At 69.4% G+C, this 26657-nt stretch carries 29 protein-coding genes; 9 read left to right on the forward strand and 20 right to left on the reverse strand.

Annotation, left to right across the window (positions count from 1 at the left end):
* Nucleotides 1-23: 23 nt before the first annotated feature.
* The 7 genes from MRBLWO14_RS05355 to MRBLWO14_RS05385 all read right to left on the reverse strand — a co-directional run bounded on the left by MRBLWO14_RS05355 (nt 24) and on the right by MRBLWO14_RS05385 (nt 3101).
* A complete protein-coding gene (locus MRBLWO14_RS05355) occupies nt 24-326 on the reverse strand; it encodes a Dabb family protein (RefSeq protein WP_341935420.1) in 303 nt (100 codons plus the stop codon).
* The gene (locus MRBLWO14_RS05360; RefSeq protein WP_341935421.1) at nt 323-619 is read right to left on the reverse strand and encodes a glutaredoxin family protein; all 297 of its coding nucleotides are present in this window, start codon (nt 617-619) and stop codon (nt 323-325) included. Before MRBLWO14_RS05360 ends, MRBLWO14_RS05355 begins: the two co-directional genes overlap by 4 nt.
* On the reverse strand, nt 616-918 hold the full coding sequence (locus MRBLWO14_RS05365) for a rhodanese-like domain-containing protein (protein WP_341935422.1): 303 nt from the start codon (nt 916-918) through the stop codon (nt 616-618). The genes MRBLWO14_RS05360 and MRBLWO14_RS05365 overlap by 4 nt, the downstream gene beginning before the upstream one ends.
* Nucleotides 919-1000: 82 nt before the next feature.
* Nucleotides 1001-1099, reverse strand: a complete 99-nt coding sequence (locus tag MRBLWO14_RS05370; RefSeq protein WP_003792170.1) for an AURKAIP1/COX24 domain-containing protein — start codon at nt 1097-1099, stop codon at nt 1001-1003.
* 140 nt (nt 1100-1239) lie between these two features.
* On the reverse strand, nt 1240-1431 hold the full coding sequence (locus MRBLWO14_RS05375) for a helix-turn-helix domain-containing protein (RefSeq protein WP_096713387.1): 192 nt from the start codon (nt 1429-1431) through the stop codon (nt 1240-1242).
* 75 nt (nt 1432-1506) lie between these two features.
* On the reverse strand, nt 1507-2367 hold the full coding sequence (locus tag MRBLWO14_RS05380; protein WP_341935427.1) for a cyclase family protein: 861 nt from the start codon (nt 2365-2367) through the stop codon (nt 1507-1509).
* A gap of 317 nt (nt 2368-2684) precedes the next feature.
* On the reverse strand, nt 2685-3101 hold the full coding sequence (locus MRBLWO14_RS05385; RefSeq protein ID WP_341935428.1) for a metalloregulator ArsR/SmtB family transcription factor: 417 nt from the start codon (nt 3099-3101) through the stop codon (nt 2685-2687).
* Nucleotides 3102-3205: 104 nt separating this feature from the next.
* Here MRBLWO14_RS05385 and MRBLWO14_RS05390 point away from each other — a divergent pair, with 104 nt between their 5' ends.
* Nucleotides 3206-4636 (forward strand): potassium transporter TrkG, encoded by a 1431-nt coding sequence (locus MRBLWO14_RS05390; protein ID WP_341935429.1) that lies wholly within the window; start codon nt 3206-3208, stop codon nt 4634-4636.
* Nucleotides 4629-5300, forward strand: coding sequence for a TrkA family potassium uptake protein (locus MRBLWO14_RS05395; protein WP_047520565.1), 672 nt, complete (start codon nt 4629-4631; stop codon nt 5298-5300). The genes MRBLWO14_RS05390 and MRBLWO14_RS05395 overlap by 8 nt, the downstream gene beginning before the upstream one ends.
* Nucleotides 5301-5333: 33 nt before the next feature.
* On the opposite strand, the gene proC is transcribed toward MRBLWO14_RS05395, so the two are convergent.
* Nucleotides 5334-6173, reverse strand: coding sequence for a pyrroline-5-carboxylate reductase (gene proC / locus MRBLWO14_RS05400; protein WP_341935430.1), 840 nt, complete (start codon nt 6171-6173; stop codon nt 5334-5336).
* Between the two features lie 60 nt (nt 6174-6233).
* Between proC and MRBLWO14_RS05405 the strand changes: the two genes are divergently transcribed.
* Entirely contained in the window at nt 6234-7205 is a 972-nt protein-coding gene (locus MRBLWO14_RS05405) for a cation diffusion facilitator family transporter (protein WP_341935431.1), read from the forward strand.
* Nucleotides 7206-7233: 28 nt separating this feature from the next.
* On the opposite strand, the gene tadA is transcribed toward MRBLWO14_RS05405, so the two are convergent.
* A complete protein-coding gene (gene tadA / locus MRBLWO14_RS05410) occupies nt 7234-7689 on the reverse strand; it encodes a tRNA adenosine(34) deaminase TadA (protein WP_341935432.1) in 456 nt (151 codons plus the stop codon).
* Nucleotides 7690-7748: 59 nt separating this feature from the next.
* Here tadA and upp point away from each other — a divergent pair, with 59 nt between their 5' ends.
* Nucleotides 7749-8381: a uracil phosphoribosyltransferase gene (gene upp, locus MRBLWO14_RS05415; protein ID WP_341935433.1), complete on the forward strand. Its 633-nt coding sequence runs from the start codon at nt 7749-7751 to the stop codon at nt 8379-8381.
* Nucleotides 8382-8391: 10 nt separating this feature from the next.
* Here the strand turns inward: upp and MRBLWO14_RS05420 are convergent, their stop codons facing one another.
* The 3 genes from MRBLWO14_RS05420 to nadE all read right to left on the reverse strand — a co-directional run bounded on the left by MRBLWO14_RS05420 (nt 8392) and on the right by nadE (nt 13618).
* Entirely contained in the window at nt 8392-9258 is an 867-nt protein-coding gene (locus MRBLWO14_RS05420; protein WP_341935434.1) for a hypothetical protein, read from the reverse strand.
* Nucleotides 9255-12725, reverse strand: a complete 3471-nt coding sequence (locus MRBLWO14_RS05425) for a TM0106 family RecB-like putative nuclease (RefSeq protein ID WP_341935435.1) — start codon at nt 12723-12725, stop codon at nt 9255-9257. The genes MRBLWO14_RS05420 and MRBLWO14_RS05425 overlap by 4 nt, the downstream gene beginning before the upstream one ends.
* A 74-nt stretch (nt 12726-12799) precedes the next feature.
* Nucleotides 12800-13618 carry an ammonia-dependent NAD(+) synthetase gene (gene nadE / locus MRBLWO14_RS05430; protein WP_341935436.1) on the reverse strand — a complete coding sequence of 273 codons (819 nt, stop codon included), beginning with the start codon at nt 13616-13618 and terminating at the stop codon, nt 12800-12802.
* A gap of 111 nt (nt 13619-13729) precedes the next feature.
* Between nadE and MRBLWO14_RS05435 the strand changes: the two genes are divergently transcribed.
* Nucleotides 13730-14287 carry a nucleoside phosphorylase gene (locus MRBLWO14_RS05435; protein WP_341935437.1) on the forward strand — a complete coding sequence of 186 codons (558 nt, stop codon included), beginning with the start codon at nt 13730-13732 and terminating at the stop codon, nt 14285-14287.
* A 3-nt stretch (nt 14288-14290) separates the two neighbouring features.
* On the opposite strand, the gene MRBLWO14_RS05440 is transcribed toward MRBLWO14_RS05435, so the two are convergent.
* From MRBLWO14_RS05440 to MRBLWO14_RS05455, 4 genes are all read right to left on the reverse strand, one after another.
* Nucleotides 14291-17296, reverse strand: a complete 3006-nt coding sequence (locus tag MRBLWO14_RS05440; protein ID WP_341935438.1) for an SMC family ATPase — start codon at nt 17294-17296, stop codon at nt 14291-14293.
* A gap of 14 nt (nt 17297-17310) precedes the next feature.
* The gene (locus MRBLWO14_RS05445; RefSeq protein ID WP_341935439.1) at nt 17311-18465 is read right to left on the reverse strand and encodes an exonuclease SbcCD subunit D; all 1155 of its coding nucleotides are present in this window, start codon (nt 18463-18465) and stop codon (nt 17311-17313) included.
* A 280-nt stretch (nt 18466-18745) separates the two neighbouring features.
* A complete protein-coding gene (locus MRBLWO14_RS05450; RefSeq protein WP_341935440.1) occupies nt 18746-19213 on the reverse strand; it encodes a DIP1984 family protein in 468 nt (155 codons plus the stop codon).
* A 54-nt stretch (nt 19214-19267) separates the two neighbouring features.
* Nucleotides 19268-19576 carry a GNAT family N-acetyltransferase gene (locus tag MRBLWO14_RS05455; protein WP_341935441.1) on the reverse strand — a complete coding sequence of 103 codons (309 nt, stop codon included), beginning with the start codon at nt 19574-19576 and terminating at the stop codon, nt 19268-19270.
* 330 nt (nt 19577-19906) lie between these two features.
* Between MRBLWO14_RS05455 and MRBLWO14_RS05460 the strand changes: the two genes are divergently transcribed.
* The 3 genes from MRBLWO14_RS05460 to MRBLWO14_RS05470 are packed head-to-tail and all read left to right on the forward strand — an operon-like array spanning nt 19907 to nt 21824.
* On the forward strand, nt 19907-20599 hold the full coding sequence (locus tag MRBLWO14_RS05460) for a winged helix-turn-helix domain-containing protein (RefSeq protein WP_251589026.1): 693 nt from the start codon (nt 19907-19909) through the stop codon (nt 20597-20599).
* A gap of 34 nt (nt 20600-20633) precedes the next feature.
* Nucleotides 20634-21590, forward strand: coding sequence for a DNA-3-methyladenine glycosylase 2 family protein (locus MRBLWO14_RS05465; protein ID WP_341935442.1), 957 nt, complete (start codon nt 20634-20636; stop codon nt 21588-21590).
* A gap of 36 nt (nt 21591-21626) precedes the next feature.
* On the forward strand, nt 21627-21824 hold the full coding sequence (locus MRBLWO14_RS05470) for a hypothetical protein (protein WP_341935443.1): 198 nt from the start codon (nt 21627-21629) through the stop codon (nt 21822-21824).
* A 19-nt stretch (nt 21825-21843) separates the two neighbouring features.
* Here the strand turns inward: MRBLWO14_RS05470 and MRBLWO14_RS05475 are convergent, their stop codons facing one another.
* The 4 genes from MRBLWO14_RS05475 to MRBLWO14_RS05490 form a co-directional block, all read right to left on the reverse strand.
* Nucleotides 21844-22599 (reverse strand): ATP-binding cassette domain-containing protein, encoded by a 756-nt coding sequence (locus MRBLWO14_RS05475; RefSeq protein WP_341935444.1) that lies wholly within the window; start codon nt 22597-22599, stop codon nt 21844-21846.
* The gene (locus MRBLWO14_RS05480; protein WP_341935445.1) at nt 22596-23627 is read right to left on the reverse strand and encodes an iron chelate uptake ABC transporter family permease subunit; all 1032 of its coding nucleotides are present in this window, start codon (nt 23625-23627) and stop codon (nt 22596-22598) included. Before MRBLWO14_RS05480 ends, MRBLWO14_RS05475 begins: the two co-directional genes overlap by 4 nt.
* Nucleotides 23617-24561 (reverse strand): iron chelate uptake ABC transporter family permease subunit, encoded by a 945-nt coding sequence (locus tag MRBLWO14_RS05485; RefSeq protein ID WP_341936168.1) that lies wholly within the window; start codon nt 24559-24561, stop codon nt 23617-23619. Before MRBLWO14_RS05485 ends, MRBLWO14_RS05480 begins: the two co-directional genes overlap by 11 nt.
* A gap of 176 nt (nt 24562-24737) precedes the next feature.
* Entirely contained in the window at nt 24738-25736 is a 999-nt protein-coding gene (locus tag MRBLWO14_RS05490; protein WP_341935446.1) for an ABC transporter substrate-binding protein, read from the reverse strand.
* 98 nt (nt 25737-25834) lie between these two features.
* Between MRBLWO14_RS05490 and MRBLWO14_RS05495 the strand changes: the two genes are divergently transcribed.
* Complete coding sequence (locus tag MRBLWO14_RS05495) at nt 25835-26602, forward strand: siderophore-interacting protein (RefSeq protein WP_341935447.1); 768 nt, start codon at nt 25835-25837, stop codon at nt 26600-26602.
* Nucleotides 26603-26657: the final 55 nt, after the last annotated feature.

Genomic DNA, 26657 nt, shown 5'->3' on the forward strand with positions numbered 1-26657 from the left:
AAAGGGCGCGGATGCCGCGGCCGTCAGATCTCGAAGTCGACGGCGACGCGTCCGGCGACCACGGAGCGGACGTACGCGACGACCTCTTCGTGCGCGGGGTGCACCTGGTATTCCTCGAGCGCCGCGATCGACTCGAAGTCTGCGACGAGGGTGACGTCCCAGTTGGCATCGGGGTAGGCGACGTTCGCACCGGCAGAGATCGACAGCAGCTGGGGCACGACCCCGTCGAGTGCCAGGAGGCGGCGTGCGACCTCTGCGGCCTGCTCGGCGCGCACCTCGGGGTCTTCGGCGGAGAGCTTCCAGCTCACGACGTGGCGGATGGTCATCGGATCTCCTTCACGGGGTTCTCGGCGTCGCGGACGACAGCGGCCTCGAGCGCCTCGCGCAGACGGTCGGCCGACAGCCGCCAGTGCGCGTGCAGCTCGCCGTCGATGAGCACGACGGGGATCTTCTCCCACCACAGCTCGTACAGCGCGGGGTCGTCCTTGATCGACGCCTCGACGATCTCGATGCGTTCGGCCGCGGCATCCGGCAGCTCGGCGACGACGGCGTCGACGATCTCCGAGGCGACGTCGCAGAGATGGCAGTCGGGCTTGCCGATCAGCGTCAGCGTGGTCACGCCGACGGCACCTCGACCTCGCGGCCCTGTGCGATCCACTCGCCCGTGCCGCCCTCGACGTTGGTCGCGTCGTACCCGCGGGCTTCGAGCGCCTCGACGACGCGCGCGGACCGCCCGCCGGCCTGGCAGATGACGTCGAACGACTCGGCCGGAAGCTCCTCCAGGCGATTGCCGATCTCCGACATCGGGATGTTGACGGCGCCGGGCACGTGCCCTGCGGCGAACTCGTGCGCCTCGCGCACATCGATGAGCGGCGTGTTCGACCGCTCGGCGAGCTCTGTGACGGTGATCGACTTCATGATTACTCCTCGACGTCGGGGCGGAACCGGGGGCAGAGACACGAAGCGCCCGTCCGGAGACAGGCGCTCAGTGTCTGGCCGCTTACTTCTTGTTGCGGCGCTGGTGGCGAGTCTTGCGAAGCAGCTTGCGGTGCTTCTTCTTCGCCATGCGCTTGCGGCGCTTCTTGATGACAGAACCCACGGAAACCTCACTACGTCAGGGGCTGGGCGTCGCACGGTCACGGACACCCGGGTACGGGCATGGAAAAAAATGCCTCGGAGCAGTCTAGCAAACCCAGCGGCCCACTCCGTCACCGGAGCGGATCGGACGGTTCGGCGTGCTCAGCCGACGTCGGAGATGGGACGCTGCAGCGCGTCGGCGACGGCGGACTCGGGAACGCGGAAACTCCGACCGAAGCGGATGGCGGGCAGCTCCCCGGCGTGCACCATCCGATACACGGTCATCTTCGACACGCGCATCAGTTCGGCGACCTCGGCCACCGTCAGGAACCGGACATCAGGCACTTCGGGCATCCCACGTACCCCTTTCTCGATGAGCACACTCTATGGGCTGGCTGGGACGCGTGTAAACCCGTGTGACTCGTGTGATCAGCGCTCCCCGCCGACGGTGGCGAACGCGCGCACCGGGAACGTGCCGAATCCGCGCACGGCGGGCGGGGCCGCGGTGAACCGCGCGCCCCGCGCGGGGACCTCGGCGAGGTTGGTCAGGTGCTCGACCACGTGCACGCCCGCGGCCAGGAGGATGCTGTGCGCCGGCCGCTCCCCTCCACTCTCCGTGTCGTCGATGTTGAGCGAGTCGATGCCGACGAGGGCGACGCCCGCATCGACGAGGTGACGCGCGCCCTCCTCGGTGAGGAAGGGAGCTCCCCGACCGTATGCGGGGGTGCCGAAGTGTCGACTCCACCCGGTGTCGAGCAGCACGGCGGTCCCCGCGAGGTCGCGGTCGGCCAGGGTGGCCGCGCCGATGCCCCGCCGCTCCGGCGCCCAGGCGTCATGCAGGTGGAAGACCTCGGCCGGCAGGTCGACGAGGGTGTCGAGGCGGAGCGCGGCGAGGTCGCCGCCCTCCGGATAGCGGTGGAAGGGGGCGTCGAGGTAGGTGCCCGTGTTGCCGATCATCGTGATGATGTCCATCGCGAACTCGGTACCGGGCGCGTACTTCTGCCGCGAGTCCTCGCGGGTGAGATGCGGGGTGATGATCGGGACGGGCAGGCCGGGATAGGTCACCAGCCCCGCCGCGATCGGATGGCTGAGGTCGATGATCCGGCGTTCCGTCGCCGCCGCGGTCTCCACACCCCTGGACCCCCGATGCGGCTCCTCGACGAGTCGCAGGTCGCGGAGCTGGACGTCCTGCACGAGGGCGAGCCCGAGGTGACGGACGAGCAGGTTCGCGATCTCCGCCTGACCGAGGTCGGCCGACGGGATGTCGAGCCGGAACCCCTCACCGCTCATACCCCCTCCGTTCGCGAAGGTGAGGGAGAAATCGAAGTGTGCCCGGTGCTCGACAGGTCGCGTCATGTCCACATCATCGCGCACGGGTCGAGACCACACGCACCGATCGAGATCGCGCAGCGGGCGGGCCGCTCGTCTCAGCGGAGACATAGCCGCCGTCCCGGAACCGTCCAGCCACCCCTGCCACTCTGATCACACGGCCCGGACAGGCACCTTTCCGGCCCACGCGGGTATGGGGCCCGCGGTTCCGCCCCCGACGACATGCCCCCCTGTCGCCGGGGGCGGAGTGCGTCAGGAGACCGCCGTGTCGGGTCGGTTCAGTTGCCGAGGCGCTTCAGCGCCGCGGTGACCACGTGCTTCGCGGATGCCGCGGCGCGGCCGACCACCTCGGCGGCGTGCGCCGCCCCGTCGGGGAGCGGCTGACCCGGGTAGTCGATGTCGGGTGCGCCGTCGCCGTAGGCGTCGACGAGGAACGGGACCAGCCAGTCGTCGACGGCCTCGAGCGGCTCGACGGCCAGGCTGTAGTAGCGGCGCTGACCGTCTTCGCGCACGCTCACGAGCTCCGCCTCGCGGAGGACCTTCAGGTGCTTCGACACGGTCGGCTGACTGATGCCGAGGTCGGCGACGATGTGGCTCACGCTGGTACCGGCATCGCCTTCCGAGGTGCGTCGCAGGAGGAGCTGGAGGATGTCGCGCCTCGTGCCGTCTGCGATCACGTCGAAGATGTCGGTCATGTGATCAGGGTAGTCGTCCCCGGCACGGAGTACCATGACGAAGGCTCGGCGAACGCCGCCGTGCCGCCGCCGCTGGGGTGGGGAGTCGGACGAAGGGGGACGCGATGTCGGGCATCGTGTCGGCGTCGTCCCCCGGCCATCGCCTCAAGACCGCCGCGTCCTGGGGCAAGCACATCATCACGTCCTCGCCGTCGCGGTTCGCGATCGTGATCTTCGCCCTCCTGATCCTCGTCTTCACGGTGCTGCTGTCGCTGCCGATCTCGTCGGCGTCACGAACCGTCACACCCCTCGCCGACGCGCTGTTCACGGCCGTGTCGACCATCTGCGTCACGGGCCTCGCGACCGTCGACATGGCGACGCACTGGTCGCCGTTCGGTCACGTGCTGATCTTCATCGGCGTCAACATCGGCGCACTCGGCGTGCTCACGCTGGCCTCTCTCATGGGCATGCTCATCTCGAAGCGACTGGGGCTCCGCGCCAAACTGCTCGCGGCAGGCGACACGAACCCGCTGCGCGCACACGGCGGCGTCGTTAACGAGAGCCAGACCGTGCGCCTCGGCGAGGTCGGCCAGCTGCTCACCACCGTCGCCCTGTCGGCCCTCATCATCGAGGGCGCACTGGCCGTGCTCCTCTACCCCGCCCTCGTGATGGCGGGCGTCGACCCGATCGCCGCCCTCTGGGAGGCACCGTACTTCTCGGCCATGGCGTTCACGAACACCGGCTTCGCTCCCAACGACGGGGGCGTGGCGGTGTTCGCCGACGACTACCTCGTGCTGTCGCTGCTCATGGTGGGAGTGTTCCTCGGCAGCATCGGCTTCCCCGTCATCTACACCCTCGCCAAGCACGTGTGGCACGTGCAGAAGTGGTCGCTGCACACCAAGCTCACGCTCGTCACGACCGTGCTCCTCTTCATCCTCGGCGCCGCCGTGTTCCTCGTGCTCGAGTACAACAATCCGAAGACCTTCGGATCGATGGATGCTGCGGACACCACGTTCCAGGCGTTCTTCCTGTCTGCGATGACGCGTTCGGGCGGATTCAGCGTCATCGAGATCGACGACATGAACGGCTCGTCGCTGCTCGCCGCGAGCATGCTCATGTTCGTGGGCGGCGGCTCGGCATCCACCGCCGGCGGCATCAAGGTGACCACCCTCGCGGTGCTCGCCATCGCCGTGTGGTCGGAGGCCAAGGGCCGCCAGTCGGTCGAGGCGTTCGGCCGCCGCATCCCGAGCGACGTGCAGCGCGTGGCGCTCAGCGTCGTCGCCTGGGGCGCGACGATCGTGGCCCTGTCGACGATCGTCATCGCGCAGATCACGAAAGCCGACATCAGTCATGTGCTGTTCGACGTGATCTCCGCGTTCGCGACCGTCGGCCTGTCGTCGGGTCTCACGGCCGAGCTGCCGGACGCCGGCGCCTACGTGCTCGCGGCCACCATCTTCATGGGGCGCGTTGGTACAGTGACACTCGCCGCGGCCGTCGCCGCGACATCGCGAACGCAGTACTACTCACTGCCCGTGGAAAGGCCGATCGTTGGTTGAAGTCCTCCGGGGCGATGCTCCCGTCCTCGTCATCGGTCTCGGCCGTTTCGGTGCAGCCTGCGCCGGCGAGCTCGACCGCCTCGACCGCGAGGTGCTCGCGATCGACGACAACCTCGAACTCGTGCAGAAGTGGTCGGACCGGGTCACCCACACCGTGCAGGCCGATGCGAAGAACATCGACGCCCTGCGTCAGATCGGCGCCCAGGACTTCCAGGTCGCCGTGGTCGCGGTCGGATCGTCGATCGAGGCGTCGGTGCTCATCACCGCGAACCTCGTCGACCTGAAAGTGCCGCAGATCTGGGCGAAGGCCGTGTCGCAGTCGCACGGCAAGATCCTCGCCCGCGTCGGCGCGAACCATGTGATCTACCCGGAGCGCGAGGCGGGTGAGCGCGTCGCTCACCTCGTCTCGGGACGGATGCTGGATTTCATCCGCTTCGACGACGACTTCGTGCTCGCGAAGATGTACCCGCCGAAGTTCATCCGCGGAGTCGGCCTCAACGAATCGGGCGTGCGCAGCAAGTACAAGGTGACGGTGGTCGGCGTGAAGAGCCCCGGCAAGCCGTTCCGCTACGCCGAGGCGAACACGATCGTCACCAACCACGACCTGATCATCGTGTCGGGCACCAACAGCGACATCGAGCGCTTCGCCGCCCTCGACCGCTGATATCCGAGCGCTGACGCGCTCGGCGCCCGCCGGTCAGGCGCCTGCGGCGAGCTCCTTGGCCCTGTCGAGAGCCGCCGCCGCAGCATCCGCGAAAGTGCGGTCGAGGTGAGCATCCTGCAGCACGGCGACCGCCCGCTCCGTCGTGCCCTTCGGGCTGGTGACGCGTCGACGCAGCTCAGCGGGCTCCTCCCCCGAGGCGTCGAGCAGGGCGGTCGCGCCGATGAACGTCTGCTCGGCCATGAGCCGCGCGTCGGCACGCTCGAACCCCATGCCCTCCGCCGCCTTGGTGAGCTCCTCGATGAGGAGGAAGACGTACGCCGGGCCGGAGCCCGAGATGGTCGACAGCGCATCGATCTGCGACTCCGGCACCTCCACCACGGCGCCGACGGTCTCGAACAGCCGGCGCACGAGGGCGAGGTCGTCGTCGGAGGCACCGCTGCCGGCCGCGAGGCCGGTGACCGCCTTGCCGACCGTGGCCGGGGTGTTCGGCATGGATCGGATGACGCGGGCGTCCGCCCCCAGTCCCTCGGCGAACGTCGCGAGGGTCACTCCCGCGGCGAGGCTCACGACGATGGTGTCGTCGCCGAGCGACGGAGCGATCTCGCGGAGGAGGTCGGGCACCATGGCCGGCTTGACGCCGACGAGCACGATGCGCGCGTCGGCGACCGCCGCGGCGTTGCCGTCCGGCTGCTCGGAGAGGGCGATGCTGGTGACGCCGTCGAGGTCGGCGAGGGCCGCGGCCTTCTCGGCCGTGCGGTTGGTGGCGGTGATCCCGCCGTCGACGCGGATGCCGGAGGCGACCACTCCGCGGAGGATGGCTCCTCCCATCGATCCGGCACCGACGAACGCGAGAGAGGGAAGAGAGTCAGCCATGTCGTCATCCTACGGCGGGCTCACCCGGCATCCTCCGACAGGCGGTTCTAGACTCGGACCATGAGTGCTTCCGGCGGCAGCAAGGCGATCATCGCGGCGTTTCTGGCGAACCTGGGCATCGCCCTCGCGAAGTTCCTCGCGTGGGCGCTCTCGGGTTCGGCGTCCATGCTCGCCGAGGCCATCCACTCCGTCGCCGACTCCGGCAACCAGCTGCTCCTGATGCTCGGCGGGCGCAAGGCGAAGCGCGAGGCCGACCGCGCGCACCCGTTCGGGTACGGGCGAGAGCGCTATGTGTACGCGTTCGTCGTGTCGATCATCCTCTTCTCCGTCGGCGGTCTGTTCGCGATCTACGAGGGCGTCGAGAAGCTCACGCATCCGCACGAGCTCGACCAGACCTGGTGGTGGCTGCCGATCGTGGTGCTGCTCGTCGCGATCGGACTCGAGTCGTTCTCGCTGCGCACCGCCGTCAAGGAGAGCAACCTCGTCCGCGAGAAGGGTCAGTCGTGGGTGTCGTTCGTGCGCCGTGCGAAGGCGCCGGAACTGCCCGTCGTGCTGCTCGAAGACGTCGGGGCTCTGACGGGCCTCAGCTTCGCGCTGCTCGGCGTCGGTCTCACCGTGATCACCGGCAACCCGGTCTTCGACGCTCTGGGAACGCTCATGATCGGCACACTGCTCGTGCTCATCGCGATCGTGCTCGGCGTCGAGACGAAGAGCCTCCTGATCGGCGAAGGGGCCACGGCCGCCGACCACGACCGCATCGTCGACGCGATCAACGCGGGCGACGAGATCGAGAAGATCATCCACATGAAGACCCTGTACCTGGGTCCGGACGAGCTGATGGTCGCGGTGAAGATCGCCCTCAATGCCGACAAGCCCCTGCGCGAGGCCGCCGATGACATCGACGTGATCGAGGCCCGCATCCGCGAGGCCGTGCCGATCGCCCGAGTCATCTACATCGAGCCCGACGTGTACCGCCCGTCGCTGGACCCGGAGCCGTCGACCGACGTCTTCGTGTTGAAGTCCTCCGACTGAGACGACGATCGCCGGCGGATCACCGGCGTCAGCGGCGCTGCTCGAAGAAGTCCCGGAGCAGTGCCGTCGCGGCATCCGCCTCGATTCCGGCGACGACCTCGGCGCGGTAGGGCAGTCGCCGATCGCGCAGCACGTCGTACATGGAGCCGGCGGCCCCCGCCTTGTCGTCCCATGCCCCGAACACCACGCGCGCGACGCGCGCCTGGAGGATCGCGCCCGCGCACATCACACACGGTTCGAGCGTGACGACCAGGGTGCACCCCTGCAGATTCCAGGAGCCGAGGGATGCCGCAGCGCGACGCAGCGCTTCGATCTCCGCGTGTCCGGTCGGGTCGTGCGACTCTTCGCGGGTGTTGCGCCCCTCGGCGATGACACGACCGGTGCGGTCGAGGATCACGGCGCCGACGGGGATCTCGTCGACGGCGGCCGCCTCGGCGGCGAGTTCGAGCGCGCGCTGCATGGCTGCGGTGTCGGCCTCGGTCATGCGTCGAGCCTATGGGGTCGGATGTCGTGCGCGGGCCCGCGGCGCATTAGCCTGTATTCATGCGTGTCCACGTCGCCGACCACCCTCTCATCACCCACAAGCTCTCGGTGCTGCGCGACCATCGCACGCCGTCGCCGGTGTTCCGTCAGCTCACCGAGGAGCTCGTGACGCTCCTCGCGTATGAGGCGACCCGCAGCGTCAAGGTCAGCCCGATCGAGATCACGACCCCGGTCACCACGACCATGGGCGTGAAGATCTCGGAGCCCCGGCCCATCGTGGTCCCCATCCTGCGCGCCGGTCTCGGCATGCTCGAGGGCCTCGTCAAGCTGCTGCCCACCGCCGAGGTCGGCTTCCTCGGCATGGTGCGCGACGAGCAGACGTTCGAGCCCACGACCTACGCCGAGCGCCTTCCCGACGACCTCAGCGACCGCCAGTGCTTCGCGATCGACCCGATGCTCGCCACCGGCGGCTCGCTCGCCGCCGCGATCCAGTTCCTGTTCGACCGCGGGGCCAAGGACGTCACCGCCATCTGCCTGCTCGGCACTCCCGAGGGCGTGGCCGCGATCGAGGAGATGGCCGGCGACCGCGACGTCACACTCGTGCTCGGCGCTCTCGACGAGCGACTGAACGAGAAGGGCTACATCGTTCCTGGCCTCGGCGACGCGGGCGACCGCCTCTACGGCACGGTCTGACCCGCACGCCTCACACGGCCAGGCGGTACGCCCGCTCGTCGCCGTAGTGCACGAATCCCGCACGACGGAGGATCGGCGCCGACGTCGAGACCCGGCCCTTCACGAGCGCGGTGGTCGCGCCTCTCTCTGCGCTCGCGCGGAGGCGTTCGGCGAGCACGGCGCGGTACGCCCCGCGTCCGCGCGCGTGCTCCAGCGTCGCCGCTCCCCAGAGTCGGGCGAAGCCGTCGACGATCGTGCAGCCGCCGGTACTGACGGGCATGCCGTCGAGGCGGGCAAGCACACGCAGACCCTCTCCGGCGTCGAGCGCGGCGCTGACCTCGGCGAGCTCGGTGCGGAGTCCCTCGTCGTCGAGCGCGGCCTGTTCCCACACCGGCACGTTCACGCTGTCGACGTCGCGCACCTGCTCGAGGGTGCGCACGATCTCGGCGGTGATACCGGGCGGTACGTCGATCGCCGGGCTGTCGATCGCGCGTGAGAAGACCGCGACCGTGTCGATGTGGTCGGCCCCGCGGCGGCGGAGCTCGTCTTCGAGGTCGGGGGAATCGGACTCGTTCGTCCAGAACGTGAACACGGTCTCGCCCCACGCCTGCGTCCGCTCCAGTGCGTGGTCGATCACGGTACTCGAATCGGCGCGCGAGTCGACCTGCGATCCGCGGACCCCGCCGCCGAAGCGCGCGGGGTAGCGGACGAGCTGCAGGTGGGTCTTCTCCTGTTCGCTGTCGCGCGGGAACCACGCCCACGCGGCGGCGGCGCGCAGGATCTGCTCGGTGGTGTGCGCGGTCGGTGCCGCGTCGCCGTGGAGTCCTCGGCGATCGAGAGCCGCGCCGGTCGGCTCCGGCCGCTCTGCGGCGTACTCGCGCGACGCGGAGGCGTTCACGCCGCCGCCCCCACGAGTCGTGCGAAGGCGCTGAGCCGCGCGACCCCCTCGGGCGTGCGGGGGAGGTCGTCGAGAAGCGCCGGTGAGTGGATCAGGTAGGCCGCGACCTGCGCCCGAGAGATGGCGACGTTCAGGCGGTTCTGCATGAGCAGGAACTCCGGTCCTCGCGGGGCATCCTTGCCGCTCGACGCCGCGAGCGACGTGATCGAGACGACGGCCTCCTTGCCCTGGAAGTTGTCGACCGTGCCCACGGGCACGTCGGGGAACCCTGCGGCAGCCAGAGCGTCGTGCACGAGCTGCCGCTGCGCGTTGTACGGCGTGACCACGATGATGTCGCTCTGGGCCAGGGGGCGTGTGGGCGTCTCAGCCGTGTGATCGGTGACGGTTCGGCCCAGCAGCTCCCGCACGAGCGCCACGACCGCGTCGGCCTCCTCGGGCGACTGGGTGGCGTTGCCGCGGTGACGCAGCGGAACCACGTGGAGCCCGGGATCGATGCCCTCGATCGAGCGCTTCTCGGTCCCCGGGGCCGACGCCAGACGTCCGGCGTACGCGAGGCGCGAGACCGGGGCCGCGACGAACGGGTGCATGCGCCACGAGCGTTCGAGGAAGTACCCGTATTCCGGCCGCACGACCTCGTCGCCGTCCATGACCCAGCCGAGCGCGGAGGTATCGACAGGCTCGGGGTGCGCGCCCTGACTGACCTGCGGCAGCTGCTGCGGGTCTCCGAGGAGCAGGAGGCTCTTCGCGCCCGCGGCGACGGCGATGGTCGACGCGAGGGAGAACTGGCCGGCCTCATCGACGACGAGCAGGTCGAGCCCGTGCCGGTCGACCCTGGTCGTGTTGCTGAAATCCCAGGCCGTACCGCCGACGACGACGCCCCGGCCCTCGTTCTCGGCGAGGAACGACGCCATGCCGGTTTTGGGGATGACGGTGTACCCCGGCTCGGCGGACGGATCCTTCGGAGCCTTCCCCACCTGACCAGGCGGCACCCCGTCGGCGACCACGCGCTCGAGCAGGTTCTCGATGATCGAGTGCGACTGGGCCACCACGCCGATGCGGTAGCCGTGCTCGTTCACGAGCCGCGCGATGACCTGCGATCCCGTGTAGGTCTTGCCTGTGCCGGGAGGACCCTGCACGGCCAGGTAGCTGTCGTCGAGATCGAGGACGGCTCGGACGATCGCGTCGACCGTGTCGTCGCCCTGTGCGGGAAGGCTCTGCCCCGACCGCGTGCGCGGCGGGATCCGCCGCAGGATGTCGGTGGCCGCGTCCCGCGGATAGCCGGGTGCGGCCGCGTGCACGGCATCCGCCCACTCGTCGATCGCTCCCTGCAGCGACACGACCCGCGGAGGGGGGGCCGGCGTCAGCGCGAGGGGCAGGTCGTCCCACGTCTGTCCCTGGATCGCCGACTCGGTCACGACGTAGCCGTCATCGAGCACCCCCGTGACCGAGACGGAGTGCGGCACGTGCACGGCGCGTGACGGCACCTCGAGGTCGAACGGAGCAGGGACCTCGTAGAGCGCGAACGGCTGGCCGCCCTCGCCGAGGGTCGTGCCGGGAGAGACCTCGCCCCGGATCTCGATGTCGCGAGACATCACGCGGCGCCCTTCCCCGACGCTCCACTCACGGACCACGCGGGACGCGAGGCGATCGACGCGGACGACGTCACGCGTGTGGTCCCACATCGTGACGGGCTCCCGCAGCCGCTGGAAGTGCGACACCCAGAAGCTCTTCGCCTCTCGGGGGAAGTAGTCGATGGCCGCGGCCGCGATGCGGTGCACCTGGCCGTCGGACCCCGCGGCGACCGCGCGCTCCGCGTCGGCGAGCAGCGCGACGGACCGCGGGGACGGCTCGTAGATCACCTCGTCCGCTTCGTCGGGCGGGGCCGGGTTCACGCCTTCGCGGCGGGCGATCTCGATCAGCCAGTCGCGGAGGCGCCTGGTCGAGACGCAGTCGTACCGGTTGTAGTCGGCGAGGTCGGCGAGCACGGCGTCGGCATCGGCCTGCTCCCCCGCCGCGGCGAGCTCGCGGGCTGCGACGTACTGCACGATCGAGTCGTCGCCCTTCTGCACGTCGCTCGTGCGCACGTCGTCGCCCATGTAGAGCGGCTCGAGCTTCTTGATCGAGTACGAGCGCGAACCGACGCGCACGGTCCGCAGCACGAGCGGGTAGAGGTCGACGAACACGCCCTCGCGCAACAACCTGTCTACCTCGGCCTCTCGCACGCCGTACCGAGCGGCCATCGCGATGAGGTGCGACGTCTCGTAGGGCGCGTAGTGGTAGATGTGCATGCCGGGATGGGCGGTCCGCCGCACGTTCACGAAGTCGAGGAACTGCTCGAAGGCCCGCTTCTCGGCCGCGAAATCGTGCGCCCACAGGGCCGAGTACTGGTCGTGGTTGTCCACCCAGCCGAAGAGGTAGTCGAGTCCCCACTGCGCCTGTCCGTCTGCAGCGGGCTCGGTGTACAGCGGGTCGCCCTCGAAGTCGAAGAAGATGTCGCCGAGGCTCGGCACGGGAAGCGTGTGGATCGCCGCAGCGTAGTGCACGTCGTAGGCGGCCACGCCCTCGGCATCCGCCCGCAGTTGCACGCGCGCCTGCGAGCGCAGCGTCTCGAACGTGTCGACGTTCATGCCGTCGGGAGCGGTCGTCGCCGCGGCGAGAGCGTCTATGGTCTCGATCCCCGCCGCGCGGAGTCGCGCTCGCTGCACGGGCCGCATGCGCGCGACCATGAGCAGGTCGCGATGGGCGACCACCTGCTCCTCGCAGGTCGCGCATCGGCCGCAGGCGACGACGTCGAGATCGCCGCGATCGTCTCCCCAGGCGAGCACGGCGTCGGGACTCGGGTCGTCGATGCGCCGGTCGGCGATCAGGGCGCGCAGCCGCGCGCGGCGGACCTGGAACAGAGGCAGCAGGTCGTCGACGCGATGCGTGCTGAGGGTGCCGTCGCCGAGGATCAGGTCGACCTCATCGGAGCGGGGTACACCGAGACGATCGAGCTGATCGACGTATGCCGCCAGCTGCATCAGCGCCGTGACTCGCGCCGTTCGGGCCAGCTTGGAATCCTGCACCCGCCACCGCCCGTCGTCATCGCGCTTCAGGAAGTCGGCGAATCCGACGAACTCGTCTGTCGAGAACGCCGCCTGGAACACGACGACCGCATCGGACCCGAGGGCGTCGATCGTCTCGTCGACGGCTGCGGCGAGGGCGTCGGCATCGACCGACGACACCTTCTCGATCCGGTGCACCCGCTCATCGCCGAGCTCGGCGATGTAGCGGTCGAGCACGTTCTGCTCGTGCACGTCTCCGAGACGCGCAGCCCGCGCCAGCGTCGCGTCCTCCGGCTCATCGACCGCCGGTACGCGCCCCAGCTTCGCATCGATCGCTCGACACCAGGCGAACTCGCACTCGGCGGCCGCCTTGAGATCGCTCGCGCTCCAGATGACGCGCTGCGCCAGGGTGTCGATCCGCACGTTGCTCCCGTTCCTTCGGATGCTTCGACACTAGCCGCGGCATCCGACACGGGCGTTCGATCGGCTCGGACCGGTCAGCGCCACCAGGTGTCGTCCGGCGTGACCGGGAGGTGACGCTTGTGCTGTGTCGCGAGGTACCGGGATTCGATGCGCCCGGCGACATCGGCGTCGACCTGCTCGCCCTCGAGGAACGCGTCGATCTGCTCGTAGGTGAGTCCCAGTTCGTCTTCGTCGGCACGACCGGGCTGCCCGTCGAGCAGGTCAGCGGTGGGCACCTTGTAGGCGAGCCGTTCCGGCGCGTCGAGATGCAGCAGCAGGGACCGCCCCTGGCGCTTGGTCAGGCCGGAGAGCGGCAGGATGTCTGCCGCTCCGTCGCCGAACTTCGTGTAGAAACCGGTCACGGCCTCCGCCGCATGGTCGGTGCCGATCACGAGCAGCCCGTCGTGGCCCGCGAGGGCGTACTGGGTCACCATGCGCAGACGCGCCTTGATGTTCCCCCTGTTGAAGTCGGTGATGTCGCTCGTGACGGCGAACTCGATGTCCTCCTCGACACCGTCGACGCCGTTCTGGATGTTCACCTCGACCGAGGAGTCGGGTTCGATGAACGCCAGCGCTGCCGCCGCGTCCTCCGCGTCGTGCTGCACGCGGTACGGGAGCCGCACGGCGAGGAAGCTGGCCTCGCCGCCTTCGGCGCGCACGCGCTCGACCGCGAGCTGAGCCAGGCGGCCTGCCAGAGTCGAGTCCTGTCCGCCGGAGATGCCGAGGACGAACCCCTTGGCTCCGGTCGTGCGCAGGTAGTCGACGAGGAACTGCACCCGGCGTTCCACTTCGGCTTCCGGGTCGATCTCGGGCTTCACGCCGAGCGCTTCCGCGATCTGCTGCTGCAGGGTCATGGCGGTCCTCCGGTCTTGTCGACATCAGTATCCTCCCCCAGTGTTACATCGGAATGACGTGCCGGGCGAGGAGCAGCACGGGGCGTCGACGCACGATGGGAGAATGGACGGGTGAGACTTCTCGTCGCCGCGATGGCATCCGAACTCGAAGCGTTCCCCGACGACCTGGAGGGCTTCGATCAGCTCGTCACCGGCGAGGGCAAGATGCAGGCGACATACGCGCTGACGAGGGCGCTGTCCGCGAGGGACTACGAGGAGATCGTCGTCGTCGGCACCGCGGGCGGCATCGACCCGGAGCTGGACGCGGTGGTGCACGAGGTGGGCAGTGCGCTGCAGCATGACGTCTTCGACCTCGAGGGCGTCGCGGGACAGCACGTCTCGCTGCCCGCGCGCGTGTCGACCGGCCGCGAGGGTGTGCTGATCGCGACGGGAGACAGCTTCGTGGGCGATGCGGGGATCACCGCGGTCATCCGCCCGTCCGGTGCCGGGCTGGTCGACATGGAGACGTACGCGTACATCTGGGTCGCGCAGCAGTTCGGCGTGCCTATCCGCGCGTTCAGAGCGATCTCGGATCGCGCTGAGGACGGCGCACTCGTCGACTTCCGTGCGGCGATCGCGCGCTGCAGCGTGATGCTGCGCGAGACGATCCGCCAGGAGTACGGAGTCTGACGCTCAGCGCGTCTCGATGACGCTCGGACCGTTCGGCGTGGCCCGCACCGACAGCTGAGCCGGGATCTGCTCCTTCATCGCTTCGACGTGACTGATGACACCGACCGTCCGGCCGCCCTGGCGCAGCTCGTCGAGGGTGCGCATGGCCACGTCGAGCGTGTCGCCGTCGAGCGATCCGAAGCCCTCGTCGATGAACAGTGTGTCGAGACGGATGCCGCCGGCTCGCGCCGTCACGACCTCGGCGAGTCCGAGCGCGAGCGCGAGCGAGCTGAGGAACGTCTCTCCACCGGACAGCGATTGCGCGGGACGCGTCTGGCCCGTGTAGGCGTCGAACACGACGATGCCGAGGCCGGAGGCGGCACCGCGTGCGGCGAGGGCGTCGGAGTGGCGCAGCTGATACCGTCCGGTGGACATGTCGGCCAGACGGCGATTGGCCGCCTCGACGATCTCTTCGAGCTCGGCGGCCAGCACGAAGGTCTCGAGGGTCATCTTGCGCGTGTTGGCGCCGCGACCTGCGAGAGCGTCGGCGAGCCCTCGCAGCACCTCGAAGTCGGCGGCGCCCGCGGCACTCTCCGCGTGAGCCGCGGACGCGGAGCCGATGAGCGATCCCAGTTGCTCGGCGAGCGCAGCAGCGCGCTCCGCGTCGGCCACGGCCGTCGACCACAGCGACCTCGCCTCGGCGGAACGCTGCTCGATCGGATCGAGGTCGATCGGCTCCTCGGGCAGAGTCCGGAGTTCGAGGTCGAGGAGGATCGCCCGTTCTTTCTCACGCTCGACGGCGTGGTGGGAGATGCGTGCTTCGAGCTCGGCCTGTACGAGAGGTGAGCGAAGTGCGGCCTCGGCGGCGTCCGCGTCGTCGAACGCGGAGGCGTCGAGCGCTGTGCTCAGCTCCCGGGCGGCCGATGCCGCGGCGTCAGCGCGGCGCGCTCGTTCATCGGTCGCCTCGATGAGCGTGCGCGCGTCGGTGACCTCGCGCTCCGCCGCGGTGATCCGCTCGGCGACCGAGGGGAAGGCTCCGCGAGCCTCCGCCACCGCGGACGCCGCCTCGATCTCCCTCTGCTCGACGATCGCGTGGGTCTCGCGTGCGGCCGCGAGCGCTGCGGCCGCCGATTCGCGGTCGCTCTGCAGTCCGGCGATGCGCGCCGACAGCTCGGCGGCGCGTCGGTCGAGAGCGGTCACCTGTTCGGCGGCGGCGAGACTCTGAGCGTGCTCGTCTGTCGCTCGGGTCAGCTCGTCAGTCGCGGCGCGGACGTCTCTCCCGTCGGCGCGACTGCTCGCTGCCGCCAGCTCGACGCGCAGCGACGCCACCTTCTCGGCGGCCGACCGCTCGACGTCGACGGCGTCGTCGCGTCGTGCTTCCGCGGCGACGATGTCGTCGGCGGATACGGGATCGGTGTGGTCGGCCGGAGCCGGATGCTCATGCGCACCGCACACCGGGCAGGCCCCGCCGTCGACAAGAGCGCTCGCGAGCTCACCCGCGAACCCGTCGAGACGACGCTGCCGCAGACGCGCGAGCTCTGTCTGCCTCTCTGCGAGCACCGAGCTCGCCGCGACCAGATCCTGCTCAGCCGCCGCGCTCTCCGCCTCCAGCCGCACGACGTCGTGCGCGGCCGCCACACGCCCCGTCGCTGCTTGCAGGGCCGTGGCGAGGTCGTCAGATCGGTCGGCGATGCGACGGAGAGCGTCGCGCTCACGGGTCGTCTCGTCGAGTCGGACGGGAAGGGTCTCGCCTTCTGCGTCGACCGCTGCGAGTCGATCCGCGGCGCCGGTGACGCCCTCCGCCGCCTCGCGCAGTTCGGATTCGCGTGCCGACGCCGACCGCTCGAGCTCGTCTGCGCGCCTCCAGGCCCCGGTCTCTCTGGTTCGCTCGGACGCCCACGCGGAGAGGTCCTCGGCGTCGACGTCATGAGCGTCCCAGTCGCGCTGCGCCCGCGCGTGCTCCTCGACCGCCTGGACGAGCGCCGCGTCCGCGCGCGCCGCCGCAACGATCATCGTCCGCAGGGTCTCTGCTTCTCGCGCTCGCGACAGCTCCTCGCGCGCTGCGACGATCTGCGGCTCGGCTTCCTCGAGGCGTGCGAGCGCCTGCCTGGCACGGTCGCGCTCCTGCTGCGCTCGGCGCTCCTCCCTGGCGGTACTCAGCGTCGCATCGGCGGCAGCCGACCGCGTCGCGGCATCGTCCCGCTCCGCGGCCCGACGCTCCGCGCGATAGTCCGCTCGTGCACGGGCGAGGGCCAGTTCGTCGAGCCGCTGCTCGGTCGTGAGGGCGGCGGCGGCGTGCGTTCCTTCGCCGCGCGGCGACCCGCCCTCGACGGCTTCGCGGTCCTCGGTCAGGAGCCCGGCGTTCTCGACGAGCCGCTCGGCCTCGTCGAGTCTCGCCGCCACGACGGCGAGCCCCGAGGCGAGCTCCTGCTCGGCAGCCCGTCGACGCTCGTCGAACCGGGCCTGCACGTCTTCGAAACGCTCGGTGCCGAACAGCCTCCGCAGCAGCGCCTGCCGCTCGCGGCTGCCGGCCAGAAGGAACTCCGAGAAGCGGTTCTGAGCGAGGAGGATGACCTGAAGGAACTGCTCGCGACTCAACTGCAGGATGTCGTCGAGCTCGTACGCCGCCTCTCGCTCTTTGGCGGCGAGACCGATCCACTCACCCGCGACGAGGGCGTCGAGTTGGACGGAGGAGGCCTGAACGGTCATGCCACCGCCGCGCTTCTTGGGCCTCTCGTACTCGGGCGAGCGCCGCACCCGATACCGACCGGCGGGCGTGCTGAATTCGACGACGACCTCGGTGACGTCGTCGGGTTCGCAGTGGTCGCTGCGCAGGCGCTTGTCTCCGCTCTCGTAGCGGGGGACACCGCCGTAGAGCCCGAAGCACACGGCGTCGAGGATGCTCGACTTCCCGGCACCGGTCCGACCCTCGATCAGGAAGATGCCGTCGTCGGCGAATGCGTCGAAGTCGACGATCTGGCGTTCGCGGAAGGGACCGAACCCTTCGACCTCGAGCCGATGGAGCTGCACCAGGAGTCTCCGCCTCAGATCAGCGCGTCAGCGCGCACGCGGTCGTCGAGGACCTCGCGAATCAGCTCGCGCTCGCGATCCGTGGGTCCGTGCCCCGCGCGGACATGCTCGAGGAAGGCATCGATGCGTTCGACATCGGATACCGCTCCGCGCAACCTGTCGACATAGGTGCGCGGCGTCTGATCGCCGCCTTCGGCCGGCTGATGCTGGACCATGGCGCAGTACGGGAAATGCTCTCGCAGACGACGCATCGGCTCCGTCTGAGCGACAGCATCGGTGTACACCGCAGACACCCAATGCTCGGCATGCGCCTCGACGTTCGCGGTCGAGAGGATCTCGTCGAGCGTACCGGTGAGGGTCACCAGCGGGCGAGGCACGGGCAGATCGAGCCATGCCACCGTGGCGAGGCCGTCAACGTCGAGGTCGACGAGCCACGACCCGCGCGGCTTGCTCTGCTCGCCGAAGCTGTAGTGCAGCGGTGCTCCCGAATACCGCACCCGCTCGCTGACCTGCTGGCGTCCGTGGATGTGACCGAGCGCCACGTAGTCGGGACCGTCGAACACCGCGAGTGGAACGACGTCGAGACCGCCCTGACGCACTTCGCGCTCGAGCCCGACGGTGGCGTCGACTCCCGCAGAGAAGCAGTGGGAGATCGCGACGGAGCGGCCGGGGTGGTCCCGCATGCCGCTGCGGACGAGGTCCATCGCGTGAGCGACGGTCTGCGCCTGCGTGCGCAGCTCGACATCCGGCCAGTGCTGGCGGACGACCGCCGGCTCGAGGTACGGGATGCCGAAGAACCGCACCGGCCCGTGCTCGTCTTCCACGGTGATGGGCGTGCCGATCGCGCGCGGGTCGGTGAGCACATGGATGCCGTCGCGCAGCAGCCGCGCCTGGAAACCCAGTCGTGCGGCCGAGTCGTGATTGCCGCTCGTGACGATCACGCGCGCGCCCGTCTCACTCAGGGCGACGAGCGCGTCGCTGAGCAGGGTGTAGGCCGCGCCGGCCGGGGTCGCGGAGTCGAAGACGTCTCCCGCGATCACGACGACGTCGACCGCATGCTCGCGCACCTGCTCCGTGAGCGCTCCGAGCACCTCGGCCAGTGCATCCATGGTGGAGTTGCCATGGAACGTGCGGCCGATGTGCCAGTCGGAGGTGTGCAGGATGCGCATACTCACACGGTACGAACCCCCACCGACATTCGTTCAGAGGCGTGCCGCCGACAGCGCGGAACGACCGCCGTTCCGGCGCGGTGGAGAGCGCGGAAGGTCCCCTGACCCACCCTCGTCACGACGGTCGGCACGCGGTGATGCGTGGTGCGCGATGCACGATCACCTGTGCGACGTGCGGGGCTGCGCGATGCGATGCACGGGCTGCCCTCCGCCCACAGGTGCCGGACTTGCCCCTCCGGCTGGGGATGTGCCCGCCCCGTCGTGACTACCGACTTCCGCTCTACTCCTCCAGGTCGCTGGTCCAGTTCGCCTGCTGGATCCGGTTGTCCAGCTCCCGCAGGTCGCGCGCGGTGTCGTCGGCACGGACCCGCAGTGTCGCGACGGGCAGTGCGGCGAGCTGGCGCAGTTCGGAGCGCATCTGCCGGAAGCCCGGCGACGATGCGCCGGACGCCGCGGCTGCGGCATCCGTGAGAAGGGAGTGCTGCAGCCGCAGCACGTCGCGTGCGGCGAGGGCGTCGGTCATAGTGCCGTCCGCACCGAGGTCGAGCCGGGCGTTCGTGGCGTTGATGCGACGGATCAGGTCGCGCAACCGGTCGAGCGCCTCGTCGGCCTCGACGAGGAGTGCCGAGGCGTCTTCGGCCGGCTCCTCGCCCTCCTGGTATCGCGCGTTGGCGGTGATGCGGGCGCGCAGCTGCTCGATGCGGCGCTGCAGGTCGGCTCTGGCGGTGAGTGCCTCTGCGAGTCTCATGGCTTCATCCTCGCAGGGGGCGGTCGTGTAACACGGCGTCACACGACGGAACGTTCATCGGGAGCGCAGGAGTCCGGCGTGCTCGGGGTGCGCGGAGAACCAGTCGGCGACGTACCAGCACACCGCGTCGACCTTGCGATCGCCGCGCGACTCGATGTCGGCGACGGCCCCCTCGACGACAGTCCCGGCATAGCCGTGGCCCCGGAAAGTCGGGATCGTGAAGGCTCTCGTGAGAGCGATGGTGCGGCCGTCGTCACGGTAGTCGAGCACGCTCACGAGCTTGCCGTCGCGCGTCAGCGTGTACCGAGAGGCGTCCTTCTCATCGGTGAGGATGAAACCGGAGGCGAGTGTCGAGCTGGTCACGCCTCCACGTTACGCCCGCCACCCCTGCCGGGGCTCGTTTTGACATACGCGGACTTCTTCGGACATAATCCCTCCCATGACTACCAACGCAAGCCCTTTGTCCGCCCAGGAGGCGAACGGGACTGCCGGGATGATGATGCCCGGTCGCGTTGGCATGTGTTGCCGAATGTGTCGCTGAACGAACAGCCACTCCGTCTGACCTGACCTTTCGCGATCTGCGAGGTCCGGGTCTCCGAGCATCCACCCTTGCTCGCTCCTCCGGCTCGCCCGGTCATTCATGCAACGCATCAGAGCCCCTTCGGCTCACGTCCTGAGAGCGACTTCATCATCATGTCGAACACCGCACTTCTCGAGCGTCCCTCCACCGCTGCCGCCCCGGCCCCCGCCGCCTCGGCACCGCTCGCCGCCGATCTGCCCGCCGTCCGCTCCCCGCGCGGCTTCGCCCTGTACGTCGGACTCGACGAGATCAAGGCCGCCGAAGCCGGCGTGAGCCTCCCGCTCCTCGTCGACGCCCTGCGCCGTACCCTCGCCGAGCTCGCACCCGGCGCCGAGACCCACGCCACCGTGGCGCTCGCCCCGCACGGATCCGGCGGACGCGACCTCGACGTCGTGCGCCTCGCGCTGCACGAGCCCGGCGCGATCGCCCGCACCAAGGCGGCCGCCGAAGAGGAGACCACTGACGAAGAGGGCGGCGTCGTCGTCGACATCTCCCGCAAGCGCGTCCTCATCGACGGCGAATCCGCCGCCTTCACGTACAAGGAGTTCGAGCTGCTGCAGTACCTCGTGCTCCGCGAGGGACGCACGATCGAGCGCAGCGAGCTCGTGTCGGCTCTGTGGCAGGCGCAGGACGACGAGACCCCCGGCGAGCGGACCATCGACGTGCACGTGCGTCGTCTCCGCGCGAAGCTCGGCCGCTACGAGGACATCGTGCGCACGGTGCGCGGCATCGGCTACCGCTTCGACCGCCACGCGGACGTCGTCATCCGCTACGGCCATGGAACGCCGTCGCCCGACCGCTTCTGATCCCGGTGTCAGGCCCGCCGCGTAGGGTGGGCGCATGACCCTGACGCAGGACGCCGCAGCCGCCGAGGCGGCAGCCGCCCCTCGTCGGGAATCGGTCTACCGGCCGGGACACCACGTCGACGTCCGGCGCACGGTGGGCATGCTGCGTCGCGGCCCGGGCGATCCCACCATGGTGTTCGACGGCGCCGTCATCTGGCGCGCGGTGCGCACCTCGCACGGAGCAGCCACGCTCGCTCTCCGCGCCGTCGGCGACGAGATCAGAGCGAGCGCGTGGGGCGCCGGCGCCGACGAGGCGCTCGATACCGTGCCCGCCCTGTGCGGCGCAGACGACGACCCCACCGGATTCGACCCCTCCCACCACCCCTTCATCGCAGAGGTCGCTCGGCGGTCTCCTGGCATCCGCCTCGCGAGGACCGGCGAGGTGTTCGACGCCCTGGCCTGCGCCATCCTCGAGCAGAAGGTCACCGGTCTGGAGGCGTTCCGCGCCTGGCGTCTGCTCGTCACGAAGTTCGGCCACCGGGCTCCCGGCCCCACTCCTCGCCCCCTGTACGCCGCGCCCACGGCATCCGAGTGGCATCGCATCCCGTCGTGGGAGTGGCACCGCGCCGGCGTCCAGCCCCCGCAGTCGAAGACGATCGTGAGAGCCGCCGCGCGTGCCGACTCCGTCTCCCGCGCCTTCCTCTCCGCGACGACCGGCGACGACCGCGATCGGGTGCTCACGAGCCTCCCCGGGATCGGAGTGTGGACCTCCGCCGAGACCCGACTCCGCGCGCTGGGCGACTCCGACGCCGTGAGCGTCGGCGACTACCACCTCGCTCACGAGGTCGGCCACGCCCTCACCGGCCACCGCACCGACGACGACGGGATGCTCGAGCTCCTCGCCCCCTGGGCCGGCCACCGACAGCGCGTGATCCGCCTCATCTTCGCGAGCGGCGTCAGCGAACCGCGCCGAGGCCCCCGGCTCACCCCGGCCGACCACCGCCGGCACTGATCCCTGCACGACCCGCGGCGGCTCTAGGCTGAGACCATGTCACGCACCGCACTCCGCGTCTCCGTCACCGTCGGTCTGCTCGTCGCCGGCGTCGTGATCGGTCTCGTCTTCCAGAACGTGTGGCTCGGCATCCTGCTCGCGGCGATCATCTGGCTGGGCTGGTTCCTCGGCTACGAGTCGCGGCGCGGTCGCAACGCCGGTGTGAACGACGAGGATCACGGCATAGAGCTCTGACCTCTGCCGACCGCACCGGTCAGTAGTACACGGCGAGCGGCCCGGCCGGCCCGTCGACCACCCGCACCGGAGTGTCGAACACCCGGGTGAGAACCTCGTCGGTCATGATCTCGGCCGGGGTGCCGAACTCGACGATCGCCCCGTCCTTCATGGCGCAGATGCGGTCGGCGTAGTGCCCCGCGAAGTTGATGTCGTGCAGCACGATGACGATCGTGCGTCCGAGCTCCTCGGCGGCCCGCCGGAGGTGCTTCATCATCTGCACCGCGTGCTTCATGTCGAGGTTGTTGAGCGGTTCGTCGAGCAGCACGAACTCCGTGTCCTGCGCGAGCACCATGGCGACGTACGCGCGCTGCCGTTGGCCGCCCGACAGCTCGTCGATGAAGCGCTGCTCGAGGTCGGTCAGACCGAGGAAGTCGATCGCCTCCGAGATCCTGTCCTCGTCGAGCTGCGTGAGACGTCCGCCGGAGTGCGGGTAGCGTCCGAAGCCGACGAGCTGACGCACGGTGAGCCGCGTCACGAAATGATTCTCCTGTCGGAGGATCGAGACGATCTTCGCGATCTGCTTCGAGGGCGTGCGCTGGACGTCGAGCCCGGCGATCTCGACCCGACCGTCGTCGGGGACGAGAAGCCGCCCGATCATGGTCAGCAGCGTCGATTTCCCCGCCCCGTTCGGACCGATCAGCGCGACGATTCCGCCGGAGGGCAGGTCGAGCGTGAGCGGTCCGATCTCGGTGTCGCTGCCGTAGCGGTGGACGAGTTCGCGGATGCTGATCACAGCCGCCCCTTTCGGAGGATCACGACGAGGAAGACGAGCCCCCCGATCAGTTCGACGATGATCGTCGCCGCGCTGACCAGAGTGAACACGTGCTTGAGAAGAAAGTAGGCGAGCCCGAGCGCGACGTACCCCAGGAGCCAGGCCATCGGAAGCAGGAGCCGGTGATCGTAGGTGTCGGCGATCGCGTAGGCGAGCGTCGCGACGAGGAACCCGAGGAACGTCATCGGGCCGAACAACGAGGCGCTCATCGCCGACAGGACCGCGACCAGGGTGAGCACGAGCATGACCTGACGCTTGTGGTTCAGACCCAGGTTCGTGCTGATGTCGCGGCCGAGCCCGATGAGGTCGAGGCGCTTCGACAGCATCCAGATCGTCCCTCCGACGGCGGCGCAGACCGGGACGACGAACCAGAGGAAGTCGGTGTTCGCGTTCGTGATGCTGCCGAAGAGCCGCGCCGCGAGCACGTCGAACTCGTTGGGGTCGAGCATCTGCTGCAGGAAGGTCGACAGCGCGCCCATCCCCGTGCCGAGGATGATCCCGATCAGCAGCATCACGTGCAGATTCCCGAAGCGCCCGGACAGCAGCCATGAGTACAGAAGCACCGCGAACACCACCATGAGCGCGGACTGCAGCAGGAAGCGGGTGAACGGATCGAAGCCCGAGACCCCCGCGACGCCGAAGAAGAAGACGATCGCGGTCTGAATGAGGACGTACAGCGACTCGAACCCCATGATCGACGGAGTGATGATGCGGTTGTTCGTGGCGGTCTGGAACGCGACGGTCGCGAAAGCCTGGCAGAAGGTGACGACTGCGACGACGAGCACACCCGAGACGCGCATCCGAGAGATCCGCAGCCACCGCTCGCTGAAGGGCACGTACGGGTTGTCCCAGCACAGCAGGAGAGCGGTGATGACGACCGCGCCCACGATCAGCGCCGCGAGGGCGAACCGGTACCGCCGGCGGTGCGCGGGGTCGGCGAAGGATCGCGTGGTCCTCGCGGACGGACGGATGCCGAGGTCAGCTGACACGGATCCTCCTCGTGCGCAGGAGCATCGCGATGAAGACGGCGGAGCCGACGACGCCGAGCACGAGCGAGATGGGGACCTCGAACGGCATGATGATCGTCCGTCCGATCAGATCGCAGAGCGTGACGATCCAGATCCCGGTGAGGAAAACCCACGGCAGATTCGAGCGGAGATCGTCTCCGCGCACCATCGCCACGAGGTTGGGGACGATGAGGCCGAGGAAGGGCAGGGCGCCGACGACCACCGTCACGACGCCGGTCGTCATGGCGACCAGTCCCACCCCCAGCAGCACGACGCGCTCGTAGTGGAGGCCGACGTTCGTCGCGATGTCGCGGCCGAGCCCGGCGACGGTGAATCGGTCGGCGGCGATCCACACCATGATCGAGACTCCCAGCACGATCCAGAGCGGTTCGTAGCGGCCGACCTCGATGCCGGTGAAGCGCCCCAGGAACCATCCCCCGATCACCTGGAGGAGGTTGAAGCGCAGGGCGAGGAACGTCGAGATCGCGCTCACCACGGCGCCGAACATGATGCCGACGATGGGCACGATCAGCGAGGACTTCAGCGTGACCCGACGCAGGAAGACGAAGAACACCAATGTGCCGGCGAATGCGAAGACGATCGCCACCGCCATCTTCCCGACGATCCCGGATTCCGGCAGCAGGATGTACGTGACGAGGAGGCCGAGTCCCGCCCACTCCGTCGTGCCCACCGTCGTCGGTTCGACGAAGCGGTTCTGGGTCATGAGCTGCATGACCAGACCGGCCATGGCCATGCTCGCCCCCGCCAGCACGAGCGACGCGGTGCGCGGGATACGCGTGATCCACAGGAACTCGCCGCCGTCGCCGTCGGGGGCCGTGATGTCGGCGACGCCCGTGAAGAGCGAGAGGCCGATGAGCCCGGCCGTCAGGACGAGGGCGAGCAGCAGCGGCCACATGCGCCCCCAGCGCGAGCGTCGCCGCCCCCGCACGGACGCTCCCGCCACCGCGTCGACGTTCGTGATGCGGCGAGGTGCGGGCTCGGCGGGTGTCGTCGAAGTCAAGGTTTCCCTCCGGACAGGGCGCTGCCACCACGCCTGGGGCACGGTGGCAGCGCGCGGTCGGAATCAGCGCGTCAGGCGGACTCGAACAGCTCGGTGAGCCCGTCGAGGACCGCGATGTACGCGAACACGTCCTCCGTCAGGTAGTAATCGGCCGGCATGACCGAGATCGCCTCGTTGCGCACGGCGGGAACGTTCGCGAGGGCGGCCGACCCCGTGATGAGCTCCCGCGCCGGAACCACCGTCTGCCCCTCCTCCGACACAGCCGCATCGCGGTCGAGCACGAGCAGGTAGTCGGCGTTCGCCTGCGCGAGGGCCTCGAGAGACACGTTGTCGCCGGTGTGGTCGGCGGAACCCTCGGCGTCGAGCGCCGGCGTCATCCCGACCAGATCGAAGAAGATGCTCGCTCCGCGCCCGTCCTTCGGGTTCGAGTAGTTGATCTCGCCGCCGGACGTGACGAGGCCCATGACGGTCTTCTCGGAGTCGTAGGCGGCCTTGGCATCATCGAGCGCGGTGTGGAACCGACCGATGAGCTCCTCCGCCTCGGCCGTGCGGTTGAAGATCTCACCCATGAGCGTGATGCTGTCGACGACGTACTCGTCGGCCGACTGGTCCTCCGGCCCGGTCATCTCGACGAACGCCGCATCGGGCGCGGCATCCTTCACGCCCTGTGCCCTCTCCTCGCTGCTGAAGCGGTAGCCGTTGATGACGAGATCGGGATCCGCCGCGACGATCTGCTCGAAATCGGGCTCGGTGTGGAGTCCGATGTTCAGGATGTCCGAGGAGTCCTTGAGGGGGTTCTCGGGACTGAACAGGTCGAGCGGCGCGACCGTGACGGGGAGATCCCAGTCGGCGGCCAGCTGGAAGAAGCGGTTGTCCGTGATCGCGACGCTGTCCGCGCTCTCGATCGTGACCTCGTTGCCGGCCATGTCGGTGACGGTGACGGGATAGTAGTCGTCGGCCGCCGTCGTCTCCGCGGCGTCAGGGGCGTCGGCGGAGGCGGCGCAGCCGCCGAGTGCGAGCACGGCGACGAGACCGAAGGATGCTGCGGAGAGCGTTCTGGGCATGGACATGGAGAGGCTCCTGTTCTGCTGGGCGTCGCGCACGAGCGGCGCGGAATGGGCGGAGTAAGGCTGGCCTAACTCCTTCGAAGATAGGTTAGCCTTACTTTATGAGCGACACGCAATCCGGCTTCTCGATCGAGCGCCGCGGGCTCGACCTGCGGTTCCGCACCGTCACCCTGTCCTCTCGTGAGTGGCTCGCCCCCGACTACGTGCGTGTGCGAGTGACCGGCAGCGATCTCGACGGCTTCGCCTCACTCGGTTCCGACGACCACATGCGCCTGTTCTTCCCCGCGGGTCCTGTGGGATCCGTCGAGGAGATGCGCGCCGCGCCGAGTCGCGAATACACGCCGCTCGCATGGGGAGACGACTGGCTCGACATCGAGTTCGCCGTCCACGGCGACACCGGCATAGCCGCACCCTGGGCCGCGACCGCGCCGCTCGGCTCCTCCATCGGCGTGGGCGGCCCTCGCGGCTCCGCTGTGATCGACGGACAGCCCGGTTCATGGTTCCTCGTCGGCGACGAGACGGCCATCCCGGCGATCCGTCGCTTCTCCGCGCTCATCCCCGACACGACGCCGGCGCGCATCGTCATCGAGACCGTCTCGGCCGGGCGGGAGATCGACATCGACGCACCGGTCGAAGTCGAGTGGCTCCACCGCGGAGCTGCCGCATCCGGTTCGGCCCTGATCGCCTTCCTCGACGGGCTGACCGAGGCGGATGCCGTCGGCTCCGACCCGTTCGTCTTCGTCGCCGCCGAGCAGTCGGTCGTGAAGCCCGGGCGCGCTCTGTTGGAACGCTGGGGCGTCGACGCCCGGAACGCGGTTGTCAAGGGCTACTGGAAGCACGGCGAAGCTGAGTACCACGCACCCCACTGACACCGACGCGGCGGGCTGACGGACCGGGCGCATCGAGTTCACGCACGACCCGCCG

It is taken from the genome of Microbacterium sp. LWO14-1.2, assembly GCF_038397715.1.
Taxonomy (GTDB): domain Bacteria; phylum Actinomycetota; class Actinomycetes; order Actinomycetales; family Microbacteriaceae; genus Microbacterium.